Genomic DNA, 12,505 nt, shown 5'->3' on the forward strand with positions numbered 1-12,505 from the left:
GAAGATATGTTTGACGTTAAACCTTTGTTAAAAGTCTTGAAAAAGAAACTAATCCAACCTACTTACGTTAATAAATAGGTAAAATCAATAAGAATTAAATGAAAGCGGTCATGTTCAAACAAAGCAGGTTCTTATCATCTTCTCGAAATGTTATTTCTATTGTAGGAATATCATACCTGATTATTGGTACCCTGTTGTTAGTGATACCTTTTAGCAAAGAGTTTTCTTTAACGCCAATATTTGCAAGTTTATTAATTCCTGCAGGTGCTATTGAACTTTATATAAATACTAAGTATAGAGATCAGATTTATAGTTGGGGTGTAAGTGCTTTGAATAGTCTCAATGATATATTTATGGGATTAGCTTTAATTATTGCAGCAGGTAATCGATTAACTTTATTGTATTTTACGGGATTCTGGCTGATGATAAAGGCTATTTACGGTCTGAGCTATGCCTTACAGATGAAGAAAGCATCAATGCTTAAGCATATCACTTTCGTTGTAGGCATTGTTGTTTTGTTTGTTGCCATGTTTCTAGTTGTCAATCAACTTTTCCCATACGATAAGGTGAGATCATTAATAGGGCTTACGATGTTATTATTGGGAACCCACCAATTATTAGGATTTAAGCTCGACGATATCAAGAATTATTAGTTTTATACTTAATATATTAGATGAAAAAAAAGTGACCGATGTACGCAACGGTCACTTTTTTTATTTGAATTTCTTTAAGATTGAGATGTATTGCTCTTTTGCCAAGTCCTTGTCAAAGTGCTCAAGGTTTTTAATAGCGTCATTAAACTTATTGATGTAATTGTTTTCTTTGTGTTTGTTTTTTTTCATATCCGTAGCTTTATTTATTCTTGTGCAATATAGGAAGCTGAAGAGAAAAATATGTTGCTGAATTGTGAATAGGTTTTAAGTAATTGTAAATGATTGTTCATTCGAATGATTAGTGTGTTTTTCATTGATTTACTAGAAATTGCACTTGAATAACATAGTGGTAAATAAAAAATAAGTATATTTACAGCTATTAACGAAAATCTATGTTACTACTATTATTTCTATTTCTATCTATTCTTCAACTTTCAAAAACATCAGCATGCCTACACCAAAAATTTTAATCGTTGATGATCACATTCTTTTTTCAATAGGTATAGAGCAATTTTTACAGAAAAGACTTAATGCTATTGTTGTGATTATAAACAATCCACTAGATGCTCTGAATGAACCATTGGATCAGTATGACATAGTGCTTGTTGATATGGATATGCCTCAGATGAAAGGGTATGAGTTTATCAAAAGAGCAAGGCAACAGTTCGAGAATCAGCGTTTTCTGATTGTTTCAATGCATAAGAAACAGTCGTTATTAAAGAAAGCGATGAATTCTAATGTCAATGGATATATCCTTAAAGATGACCATCCAGATAATTTTATAAATGCAATAAAAACGATTGTTGCAGGAGGCAAGTTTTTCTCACCAAGTTTAGAAATGCTTCTTCAACAACAAGATATACATCAATTGTTTCTCTCACCAAGAGAAGAAGAAGTATTGAGGTTACAGGCAACAGGTAAAAGTATGGCTGAAATCTCCGAACAGCTTTTTATCAGTCTTGAAACGGTAAAAACTCACATACGAAACATTAAAATTAAATTAGAGCTTGATAACAAAGCGGATGTAATTAAATATGCAATAGACAATCTATTAGTTTAAATAAACCAGCACTCCCCAAACCTAAATAATCTGATCAATGAGGAAAATACTTCATGTTTTTCTTTTAATTTTTTTTCTGCTAAAATATCAATCAATACCAGCAAAAACCATTTTAGTAGATACTGCAAAAACAACTGTAAACTGTACCAATGCTGTAGATATTTATCAAGATAAAGTACCGTTATTTATAGATAATGATCCTTTTTTTCTTGATGAATGGAATGATGTGCCCTTAGATGGCCTTTCAGAAGGACCTTTTAGTAAAGGGAATTGGCATCGACTAATATTGGAAAGTGAAGTGGATGTACAAAAACTGATGTATTTTAATTATGTGTTGATACCCAATATTCATATTTGGGTAAAAGAAGAAGGAAATAACTCTATTGAATATTTTTCATTTGGGACGAACTCAGATTATTACACCACAGAACAATCTAGAGATTATCGGGGGTATGTAGTTCCACTTTCTTTTAAAGCAAACAAGATCAAAGAAATATACTTCTTTATGGAAGGACATGGTTGGCCTACCCATTCAGATATCTATTTATATGATCCTGGAGTATATCGTAATAATTTCGAGAGAGATAATTATGTACTTACTATTTTAAGAGTAGTAGTGCTAACAATGCTTACCATTGGATTGGTAATAGGTATCATTAGTAGGCAAAATGTATTCTTATACTATGCTTTATCTTTTTATAGCGGGGTGCTCTTTGCAGAAGTAGAGTTGGGAATTTTTGTTAGGTTTTTAGATGTAAACTACCATCACTTAAGTTATTATATCCGACATTTTGCTAACATTGCTTACATTACTTCATTACTATACTTTTATAAGTATCTAATAGGAAATGATAATTCAAGTTTTAATGCAGTTTTAAAGTGGTTTGCACCATTCATCCATATATATTCTGTAGTTACATTCTTACTTTTCTTATTCTCAGACAATCCAACAATGATCGCTATTATTTTCCTATCGATCGTTGTCGTGTCATGGTTAAGCTTCTTGATCTGTTTTGTGTTGTTATTAAGGTCAGTTAGGAAGAATAATATCTATGCAAAATATGCGTTTTTCGTCTTGGTAAGCCGACTGATTGTTATTGCTATTTTTGTGTCATTACCTCATTTGGGCTTAATCGAAAGGTCAATCTATACAGACTATTTATATTACCTATTTATTGGTTATGAATCAGTATTCTATTTTATCATGCTGATGAAAAAGGTGATTAATATTTATGATGAAAGGATTGAACTGCTCTCAAAACAAAAACAATTAGAGAAAGCATATTCTGAAGCAGTACTTAAAGGCCAAGAAGATGAGCGTAACCGAATTGGTAGGGAGCTACATGATTATGTAGGAGGGAACCTTGCTTTGGTCAATAAGTCAGATCATCTTGATGGGGAGGAGGTTAAGAGTATAATTACTTCTACGATCAAGACCGTAAGGGAGATGAGTCATGGTCTAATCACACCAACATTTAATGATGTACAAAATTTTGAGGATGCCATTTTCGATTTATCATCAAAGTACAATTCAGATGATATGAGTGTATTTATCAAATTTGTAGATTGGCCTGACTCAAATAAAAAAGAGCTGTTGAACCATTGTTACAGAGTAGTACAGGAGTTACTTTATAATGCAGAGAAACATAGTGAAGCGAACTCTGTACATATACAGTTCTTTTCTGATAATAATATTGGAAGGATTTTCTATGAAGACAATGGAATAGGTTTCAATGTCAATGCTTCAAAGAATGGAGTCGGTTTGGCTAATATACGCTATAGGTCCAATGCCATGGGAGGAAAATCCATTATTGAATCTTCCTCATATGGTACTGTAATAAGGATAGAAGATATCCACTTGGATTAATTATCGTCTTGATGACCTTCTATTATTCTTTTGTTTCTTCTTGATCATTCTATTGCGGTCTTGCTCCGCCTCCATCATTGGATAGTCATGTTCTTTCACTTCTTCAATGGAGTGCTTAATTAGCTTCTCTATGTTTTTTAGACTATCTAATTCGGTTCCGTTTGCTATTGATATTGCTTGTCCAGATTTACCCGCTCTACCTGTTCGACCAATTCTATGAACGTAAGTTTCTGCAGCTGGTGGAATTTCATAGTTAATCACAAAATCTAAACTATCAATGTCAATTCCTCTAGCAGCGATATCAGTGGCTACCAAGATGTCAATCTTTTTCTTTTTAAAATAGGATAGCGCCTTTGTTCTTGCTTCCTGAGATTTATTACCATGAATTGCTAAACTTTTAATCCCAGCTTCACCTAAAGCCTTTACGATAAAGTTTGCTCCTCTCTTTGTATTAGTGAATATGAGTGCGTTGTTAATATTGTTATTCTTGATAACATCAATCAGTAGCCTTTTCTTATTTCTTTGATCGACGTAATAAATTTTTTCATCAATGGCTACAGCTGTTGAAGATACTGGTGAAACCTTAATTTCTTGTGGCTGATTTAATAACTTACTTGCTACATCAAGAATTTTATTCGGCATGGTAGCAGAAAACAATAAAGTTTGATGAGTAGGAGATAGATAGGACTCAATAGTGAAGATTTCTTTCACGAAGCCCATGTCTAGCATTTTGTCAGCTTCATCCAAGACAAAATGTTTTACTTGTGACAGTTTAATATGTCCTTTTTTTACAAGGTCAATTAATCGACCAGGAGTTGCTGTAATTATGTTTACACCTTTTTTTAGCCTTCGAATTTGTTTGTCAGCAGGAATGCCACCAAAAATGACTGCTTGTTTTAATGGAGTTTGATGGATGAGTCTTCCTATATTTTCAGAGATTTGAGTAGCCAACTCTCTTGTTGGAGTTAATATTAAGGTAGAAACGGTTTTATTATGTGTGGTGTGCTCCTGAAGTAATTGTTGAATGATAGGTAAACAAAAAGCTAAAGTTTTGCCTGTACCAGTTTGTGCACAACCAAGCACATCTCTATTCTCGAGGATTACAGGTATACTTTCCTTTTGTATAGGTGTGGGATCATTGTAGTCTAAAATGTAAAGCTTTTCTAGTAGATCCTCGTTATTTATTCCTATCTCTTCAAATGACATATCTCAAATTATTGTTTAATCGAACAAAAGTAAGTGATGGATTGTTTAAATCTTAGAATTTATTAGAACTTATAAATGACTTTAAGTTCTATTTAGAGAAAACACTATTAATTTTAATATCTTGATATAAGAAGATTAAATAACCCGATTATCAATTGAACTATCCCCAAAAAAATACGCATAAAAAAAGCTGTCGAAATATTCAACAGCCTTTCTATTATGATGTGTGACTACTTATACAAATTTGAAAGGTAAGATGTAATTACATCTTACGACATATGAAATCTCATTGAATACTATAAACCAATAGGGAATAACTCACACAAGAAACAGTGGAGTTTAGATTCATGTTTATACGTTTAGAATGACATAATATTAAAAAGTGACAGTCAAAACGGTTAGCCCATTAGATTACATTTAGTAAGAGAGTATTTCATTTAATATTAGTGGCCTAAATTAATTAGACAGATTATTTTAGTTTTATTTTTTATGACACAAAGTAACTATGGATAGATTAGCATAGCAGTATATCGTTGTTAGTATTGTGTTGTAAAAATAATTGACTGTCTAATTGACGCCAATAACATTTACACAAATCTATGATTTTTTTTTAATGAAAACCAAAAGTTTCATCCTAGAATATAATATGATTGTCATTCTACTGACAATTCGACAGAAATAGTGTCAAATAATCATATTTTATCGGATTGGAATACAATTTGGAAAAAGGCTTAACTGTAAAACAATTTTTTTAGTTGTTTTTTAAACTGATTTATAATTAAAAAAAGACATAGATAACATGGCGGCAAAAGGTTCTATTTCAGTGAATACTGAAAATATCTTTCCTATCATCAAAAAATTCTTGTATTCTGATCACGACATTTTCTTACGTGAATTAGTGGCGAATGCAGTTGATGCGACTCAAAAATTACAAAAACTTGCATCGATGGGTGAATTCAACGGAGAACTTGGTGATGTAACTATCCAAGTAGACGTTGATACTGAAAAGAAAACAATCTCTATCACTGACCGAGGTATCGGTATGAGTGAGGAAGAAGTTGAAAAATATATCAACCAAGTAGCATTTTCTGGTGCTACAGAATTCGTTGAGAAATTTAAAGATGTAGATACATCTACAATCATCGGTAAATTCGGTTTAGGTTTCTACTCAGCATTTATGGTTGCTGACAATGTAGAAGTAATCACTAAATCATTCAAAGATGAGCCTGCAGTAAAATGGACTTGTGATGGTTCTACTGAATATGAAATCACTACTTCAGATAAAGCAGAAAGAGGTACTACAATCGTTCTTCATGTAAATGAAGACTCTGAGGAGTTTGTGGACGAAGCTCGTTTACGTCAAATTTTAAACCGTTACTCTAAGTACATGCCAGTGCCAATTCAAGTTGGTGTTGATAAGCGTACTGAAAAAGAAGGTGAAGGTGATGACGCTAAAGACGTAGAAATTGTTGAGCCACACGTAATCAACAAAACTGAGCCACTTTGGGCTAAAGATCCTAAATCTTTAACTGACGAGGATTACTTAAACTTCTATAAGGAGTTATACCCAATGTCAGAAGAGCCAATGTTCTGGATTCACTTGAACGTTGACTTCCCATTCGAGTTAACTGGTATTCTTTACTTCCCTAAAGTAAAAGAAGATGTAACTCCTCATAAAGACAAGATTCAATTGTACTCTCGTCAGGTATTTATTACTGACAACGTAGAGGAAATCATGCCTGAGTTCTTACGCTTGATGCATGGTGTAATTGATTCTCCAGATATTCCATTAAACGTATCTCGTTCGTACTTACAATCTGACGCTAACGTGAAGAAGATTTCTTCTTATGTAACTCGTAAGGTGGCAGATAAGTTAAATAGCTTATACAAAAACGATCGTGAGAACTTCGAGAAGAAGTGGGAGTCTATCGGATTATTCGTAAAATACGGTATGATGACAGACGATAAATTCTTCGACAAAGCGAAGAAGTTCTGTTTATTGGAGACATTGGATGGTAAATTATACAACTTCGAAGAGTATAAAGAGCAAATCCAAGCGAATCAAAAAGATAAAAACGACAAGTTCGTATTCCTATATTCAACAGATCAAGGCACTCAAGATACTTATATCCAAGCTGCACAGAAAAAAGGATATAGCGTATTGAAAATGGATACTTTGATTGACGCTCACTTTATCAGCAATACAGAGCACAAGTTCGAGGACATCACTTGGAAGCGTATCGATTCTGATACTGTAAATAACTTAGTAGAAACTGATGATAAAAATGAGTCAGTTTTAACTGAAGAAGAGTCTAAGAAATTGGTTGATATCTTCAAGAGAGCATTAAACGACGATAAATTGGAGCCGAAAGTTGAAGCAATGACTGCTGATGAACTTCCAGTTATGATCACTAAGCCAGAGTTTATGCGTCGTATGGAAGAAATGGCTGCTATGCAAGGCGGCGGTATGGGAATGTTCGGTGGTTTCCCTGGTGGTGATACAATTACTATCAACGGTAACTCTGAGTTTGTTTCTCGTATCTTAAAAGAAGACAACGAAGGTGAACAAGATAAGTTAGTAAAACATGCTTATGATTTAGCAAAACTTTCTCAAGGTAACTTGAAGGGAGCTGACTTAACGGCATTCATCAACCGTTCATTGGATATCCTATAATTTGAATCATACCATTGATTTATACATTAAAGGTCGGTAAGATTATCTTGCCGGCCTTTCTTTTTCGGGAAGTTTTCTGATATATTCGGGAAAAATGTACTGTGAAAAATAGAAGAATTGTATCATTTTTGTCGTTATGTAAACAAAAGGAAAGTACAATTATTCATAAATCATCAATTTGACATGAAAAATAAATTATTCTCAATTTTAGCACTCATTATCTCAGTTACACTATTTAGTTTTACAAATACACCCAAAGGAGACGGTGACAAAGAGTCATTATATGTATTTAAAGATTTAGAAGGTAATACTGTAGACTTAACAGAATTTGAAGGTAAATACGTATATATTGATGTTTGGGCATCTTGGTGTGGACCTTGTTTAAGAGAAATCCCTTCGCTTCAAGAGATTGAGAAAAAGTATGAAGGAAAAGATATAGTATTTGTTTCACTATCTGTAGATCAAAGTACTGATGCTTGGAAAGCAATGGTAAAAAAGAAAGACTTACATGGAAATCAACTTCATTTAGGTACAAACTTTAAATTCACAGATAAGTTTAATATCACTTCTATTCCAAGATTCATCTTATTAGATAAAAAAGGAAAAGTAGAAAATGCTAATGCACCTCGTCCGTCAGAAGAGGCGTTAGTAGCATTGTTTAAAGATCTTGGTTTATAATCCTATAATAAATTAAGTATCATAAGAAGCCAATGGGTTGTAGAACCTGTTGGCTTTTTTAAATTTCAAGATCAAAATTTATTGATTATGGTTATTCAAAAGACAATACGTTTACGTCCTTACTCTAGAGGTTATCATATTATCACAGAAGATGTGTTTGAACACCTTCCTGAGTTGAGAGGTAAGTCAGGAATTCTTCAGGTATTTATCCAGCACACTTCAGCCTCTTTGACGATTAATGAAAATGCAGATCCGTCCGTTCGAGTAGACTTTGAGAGTCATTTTAATAAAGTATACCCAGAAAATGCACCTTATTATGAGCATACCTATGAAGGTCCTGATGATATGCCTGCACATCTAAAAGCATCAACACTAGGTGCGTCTGTAAGCATTCCTATTGGGAATGGAAGACCACTATTAGGTACATGGCAGGGGATTTACTTAGGTGAGCATAGAAATAGAGCTTCAGGAAGAAGTCTAGTACTTACTTTTATTGGTGAGTAGCGTGTTTTTTATGCTTCTTACTTGCTTTTTTTCTGTCTTTATATTTCTGTTTGGTTTTTTTTCGTTCTTCCTGAGGAATATGAGTATAGGTACCAACAACAGAAGTTTCTAGACCAGACATAATAGTATGAATGATATAATGAATGACAGATTTATATTGTACTCTTTTAAAGTATAGGGGAGCATGCCTTGCTTTGGGGCCAGGATTATTGTTTTTGTAAGCGACCATATTGTTGGCGGCAAAGTTGGCAATACTTTCTACAAAGTTAGATTTCTCATCATTCTTTCCTGTCAGCTTAATTTTTAGATCGTTATAATAAAAATCTAAGTTTCCACGACCTACCTGATCATAAAGATCGATATCAAAGTCAATAGATCTTGCTCTACCTTCTTGAAAAACAACTCCTGCATTATTATGGGTAAATGTATTGAAGTAAGACAATGGGAATCCATCAATATGCCCTTTTACATCCATAAGGTTTTTAGCAGTACTGTCGGTATGTAATGTACAGTCAATCCTTGTTGGTGTTTTACCAAAGAGCTTACACTTAAGGTGAAGGGCAATATTATCAATAGAATCTGTGTTGACAGTAGGGACGTCAATGGTAATATCTGTGAGTGTAATTTCACCTGGTAAGTTGGCATCCTTACTTTTCTCCTTATAAGTCAGTGAGCTATTCGTGACATTAAATTTATCTAAAGCAATCGTATAATTTAAGGCCTGTATAGATCGGTTGGGTAGATTTTTTACTACAGTAGTATCTTCAGGATAGTTTTTATCTCTATAGATTTGAGCTTGTAAGCTATCAATTTTTATGTCGTTAAGGTGAATTTTATTCTGATCGAAAAGTTCATCTGCATTAAAACCAATACCACTTACGTACCCGATGGATAAACTCATCATGTCGGTTTGTTTACCGACTGTCTCAAAGAAATTACGTTCAGATAATTGAGGTTTTACATCCAACCCTTTTAATTCAAAAATATTCTTTTCTTTTGAAATGACGATACTGTCAAATTTGTATTCATAGAGTTCATTGACACCCTTCATAAATGATGGACCACATTCAAAAGCCAATTCATCAACATTGATGATATTCTTTTCTTTGTCTTCATCATATATTAATTGTATACCAGATATATGAAGGTCTTGAGAAGTATGAAACACATGTTTGTGTACACCACTTTTTGTGATTTGATAGCCATTGAACTTCATATCTGTGAGGTTGATAGAAGTTGCACCAATTTGTTTTAACCTTTGTCCTAAAACACTAAAACGTATTAAAGGAGACTTACGGTCTGCAATCTTTTTACTTGGCTGCTTTTCTTTTGGTTGTGCTTTTTCTTTTTGAACTAGGCTATCTTTCCAGAAAAATTGAAAATTGGGTTTAGTAAGTGTCACCTCTTTTACCGTAAGGTTTCTAGAGAAAATGATTTTATGAAGTTGTGGTAACTTTATTTTAACGGTATCTACCGTACCATTTATCCAACTAATTTTTTCTTTTTCCTTATTGGGGATAATAACAATACCGGTGGCTCTTAGTTTTCCTTTAAACCAGTTGATATTGAAATTATTAAAAGTGACAAAATAACCATCTCCATTTTTACCAAGAGCAATTTCCTTGACAGTATTGGCAGCAAAGTCTTCTAATTTTTTCTGAGTATAATCTGACAAAAAGAAAATTAGTAATGGTATTAATATCAGAAGAGTAACTTTTATATTTTTAGATTGCTTTTTTGTAGGAAACATCAATATGAAATGATAATAATGAGATAAAAAATTAACCCCTTATAATCAGATATAAGAGGTTATATAATTTACAAATTTTTATCGAAAACTAGAAGATATTCATCACAGCAATTAGTGAAATACTTGAAATAATTACCCATAATGAAATACCTTGGTACATAGGTTTTGTACCTACATGTTTTACACTTTCAACATCTAAAGTACAACCTACAGTGAATAATGCTAATGATAATCCTTTATGAGCAATAAAATTGAAGACATGAGAATACTGTTGGAAGAAAGGAACGTAAGTGTTCAATAACATAGCAATCACAAAACCAATAATAAAAGTAGGCATTGTCTTTAAACTAATTTTACCTGACTGAGTAAGTGAAGCAATTAATGAAACGGGAACAATCCATAATGCTCTTGTTAACTTGACTGTTGTTGCAATTCTTAGTGCTTCTTCACCATACGCCTGTCCTGCTCCAACAACAGCACTTGTATCATGGATTGCTAAAGCAGCCCACCAACCGAACTGTTCTTGTGTTAGATGTAAGTATTTACCAACTACAGGGAAAGTAACCAATGCAACAGCATTTAGCACAAAGACAGTAGCCATAGCGACTGAAATCTGTCTTTCATTAGCTCTTAATGCAGGTGCCATAGCTGCAATAGCACTACCTCCACAAATCGCAGTACCTGATGCAATTAATCGATAGATGGTCTTATCTAAACCTAATTTTTTACCTAAAAATGCTCCAAATAATAACGTAAAGGCAATACTTGAAAAAGTGATTAATGAGCCTTCAGATCCTGTTTCTAAAGCATCGACTGCATTTAAGCCGAAGCCAAGGAAAACAACTGACCATTTTAATAAACTTGAACTAATTTTTTTATTTAATGTTGGGTTAGGGATTTTAAACAACAAAGCGAAAAATATTCCTGAGAATAAGGCAGTTGCTGTAGATACCCAAGGAGTTAAAGTGGATAAAGCTAAAAGGAAGTAAATAATTTTTGCTATAGTAGGATTTGATTGAAATGTCGTTAAGGTCTTTTTCATTTTCTTAATTGTTATACTTTTTGAACATTACAAATGTCCACACTTTGTATATGAAAATGAATTCCTAAACTGAATCAGTTATTACTTTTTGTTATAATGAAGCATGGCGTAATCCATAAAACGTTGCCCTAGGCCTATTGATCCCCCTTCCTTTATTACAAAATGTAAATCTCTATTGATTTCTAGGTGATCGATATCGATAATCTGAAGTTTATCTCTGTTGAGCTCATCCAAGATGGAATAGATAGACAGAATAGCATAATTAGGAGAGGCAGCGATATACCTTTTTATACTTTCTGTAGTATCTAAATACATAATGATATTTAGATCATCTTCATTGATCCCCCGTTTCTCTAATTCATTCTCGATAATCTTTCTTGTACCAGATCCCTGTTCTCTCATCACAAGAGGCTTCTTTAGGAATTGAGGAATAGTGATATTATTATCCTTTGCATCATCAAATTTTGTTGAGGCTACTAATACCAATTCATCATTTAGAAAAGGAATGTATTTTAATCCACCTCTATGAGGATCTCCTTCAATCATTCCTATATCAATAATATCTTCTAACAGCCATTTTTCAATAGCTTCTGTATTTCCACTTTTTATTTCAATATTAACGTCCTTGATCTTTTGTTGGAAGTTGGCAATGACATCGGGGATGATATATTGAGCAATTGTTGTACTTGCTCCAATTCGTATTGTACCTCCTTGGTTATCTTTTATCGCATCAACATCAAATTTCAATTGTCTTTCAAGGCTAAAGATTTTCTCACAATAAGTTTTCAGCACTTCTCCAGCAGCAGTGAGATGAATAATCATCCCTTTTCTTTCTAATAAAGGAATACCGTATTCTTCTTCCAATGCTCTTACATGTTTTGTTACAGCAGGTTGAGAGATATGCAATGACTCTGCAGCTTTTGTAAAACTTTGTCTTTGTACCACTTCGTAAAAAACATGTAGTCTGAAATGTGATTTCATAAATTGATTATGATTTAAAAAATGTGTATTTTGTATTGATGAAGATAATAAACACTTTCTTTATTTGTTTTTTGTAGCCCAGTATATTTT

11 protein-coding genes are annotated in these 12,505 nt (G+C 33.0%); 6 read left to right on the top strand and 5 right to left on the bottom strand.

The window, feature by feature from the left end; genetic code table 11:
• Positions 1–110: 110 nt before the first annotated feature.
• The gene (locus QL232_RS12775; RefSeq protein ID WP_168881849.1) at positions 111–653 is read left to right on the top strand and encodes a DUF308 domain-containing protein; all 543 of its coding nucleotides are present in this window, start codon (positions 111–113) and stop codon (positions 651–653) included.
• Between the two features lie 60 nt (positions 654–713).
• Here the strand turns inward: QL232_RS12775 and QL232_RS12780 are convergent, their stop codons facing one another.
• Complete coding sequence (locus QL232_RS12780) at positions 714–842, bottom strand: hypothetical protein (protein WP_262889525.1); 129 nt, start codon at positions 840–842, stop codon at positions 714–716.
• 259 nt (positions 843–1,101) lie between these two features.
• Here QL232_RS12780 and QL232_RS12785 point away from each other — a divergent pair, with 259 nt between their 5' ends.
• Together QL232_RS12785 and QL232_RS12790 are read left to right on the top strand one after the other, a co-directional pair.
• Positions 1,102–1,713 carry a response regulator transcription factor gene (locus QL232_RS12785; RefSeq protein WP_281614406.1) on the top strand — a complete coding sequence of 204 codons (612 nt, stop codon included), beginning with the start codon at positions 1,102–1,104 and terminating at the stop codon, positions 1,711–1,713.
• A gap of 37 nt (positions 1,714–1,750) precedes the next feature.
• Complete coding sequence (locus QL232_RS12790) at positions 1,751–3,580, top strand: 7TM diverse intracellular signaling domain-containing protein (protein WP_281614407.1); 1,830 nt, start codon at positions 1,751–1,753, stop codon at positions 3,578–3,580.
• Here QL232_RS12790 and QL232_RS12795 read toward each other — a convergent pair whose 3' ends face one another.
• Entirely contained in the window at positions 3,581–4,786 is a 1,206-nt protein-coding gene (locus tag QL232_RS12795) for a DEAD/DEAH box helicase (protein ID WP_281614408.1), read from the bottom strand.
• 799 nt (positions 4,787–5,585) lie between these two features.
• Between QL232_RS12795 and htpG the strand changes: the two genes are divergently transcribed.
• The 3 genes from htpG (at position 5,586) to QL232_RS12810 (ending at position 8,642) form a co-directional block, all read left to right on the top strand.
• Positions 5,586–7,460, top strand: a complete 1,875-nt coding sequence (gene htpG / locus QL232_RS12800) for a molecular chaperone HtpG (RefSeq protein ID WP_281614409.1) — start codon at positions 5,586–5,588, stop codon at positions 7,458–7,460.
• Positions 7,461–7,643: 183 nt separating this feature from the next.
• Positions 7,644–8,138 (top strand): TlpA disulfide reductase family protein, encoded by a 495-nt coding sequence (locus tag QL232_RS12805; protein ID WP_168881844.1) that lies wholly within the window; start codon positions 7,644–7,646, stop codon positions 8,136–8,138.
• Between the two features lie 87 nt (positions 8,139–8,225).
• Positions 8,226–8,642 carry a secondary thiamine-phosphate synthase enzyme YjbQ gene (locus QL232_RS12810; RefSeq protein ID WP_211093228.1) on the top strand — a complete coding sequence of 139 codons (417 nt, stop codon included), beginning with the start codon at positions 8,226–8,228 and terminating at the stop codon, positions 8,640–8,642.
• On the opposite strand, the gene QL232_RS12815 is transcribed toward QL232_RS12810, so the two are convergent.
• The 3 genes from QL232_RS12815 to QL232_RS12825 all read right to left on the bottom strand — a co-directional run bounded on the left by QL232_RS12815 (position 8,629) and on the right by QL232_RS12825 (position 12,415).
• On the bottom strand, positions 8,629–10,317 hold the full coding sequence (locus tag QL232_RS12815; RefSeq protein WP_281614410.1) for a DUF748 domain-containing protein: 1,689 nt from the start codon (positions 10,315–10,317) through the stop codon (positions 8,629–8,631). The two genes, QL232_RS12810 and QL232_RS12815, sit on opposite strands and share 14 nt — an antisense overlap.
• Positions 10,318–10,480: 163 nt before the next feature.
• Entirely contained in the window at positions 10,481–11,434 is a 954-nt protein-coding gene (locus QL232_RS12820; RefSeq protein ID WP_281614411.1) for a putative sulfate exporter family transporter, read from the bottom strand.
• Positions 11,435–11,515: 81 nt separating this feature from the next.
• Positions 11,516–12,415 (bottom strand): LysR family transcriptional regulator, encoded by a 900-nt coding sequence (locus QL232_RS12825; protein ID WP_168881841.1) that lies wholly within the window; start codon positions 12,413–12,415, stop codon positions 11,516–11,518.
• Between the last annotated feature and the right edge of the window lie 90 nt (positions 12,416–12,505).

The sequence above is a fragment of the Flammeovirga sp. SubArs3 genome, from assembly GCF_947387565.1.
GTDB lineage: Bacteria > Bacteroidota > Bacteroidia > Cytophagales > Flammeovirgaceae > Flammeovirga > Flammeovirga agarivorans.

Bases quoted from the DNA above. Each gene is read 5' to 3' on its own strand.
- QL232_RS12805 (WP_168881844.1), top strand. From the start codon at position 7,644: ATGAAAAATAAATTATTCTCAATTTTAGCACTCATTATCTCAGTTACA.
- QL232_RS12780 (WP_262889525.1), bottom strand. From the start codon at position 842: ATGAAAAAAAACAAACACAAAGAAAACAATTACATCAATAAGTTTAAT.
- QL232_RS12785 (WP_281614406.1), top strand. From the start codon at position 1,102: ATGCCTACACCAAAAATTTTAATCGTTGATGATCACATTCTTTTTTCA.
- QL232_RS12820 (WP_281614411.1), bottom strand. From the start codon at position 11,434: ATGAAAAAGACCTTAACGACATTTCAATCAAATCCTACTATAGCAAAA.
- QL232_RS12775 (WP_168881849.1), top strand. From the start codon at position 111: ATGTTCAAACAAAGCAGGTTCTTATCATCTTCTCGAAATGTTATTTCT.
- htpG (WP_281614409.1), top strand. From the start codon at position 5,586: ATGGCGGCAAAAGGTTCTATTTCAGTGAATACTGAAAATATCTTTCCT.
- QL232_RS12790 (WP_281614407.1), top strand. From the start codon at position 1,751: ATGAGGAAAATACTTCATGTTTTTCTTTTAATTTTTTTTCTGCTAAAA.
- QL232_RS12810 (WP_211093228.1), top strand. From the start codon at position 8,226: ATGGTTATTCAAAAGACAATACGTTTACGTCCTTACTCTAGAGGTTAT.
- QL232_RS12825 (WP_168881841.1), bottom strand. From the start codon at position 12,415: ATGAAATCACATTTCAGACTACATGTTTTTTACGAAGTGGTACAAAGA.
- QL232_RS12795 (WP_281614408.1), bottom strand. From the start codon at position 4,786: ATGTCATTTGAAGAGATAGGAATAAATAACGAGGATCTACTAGAAAAG.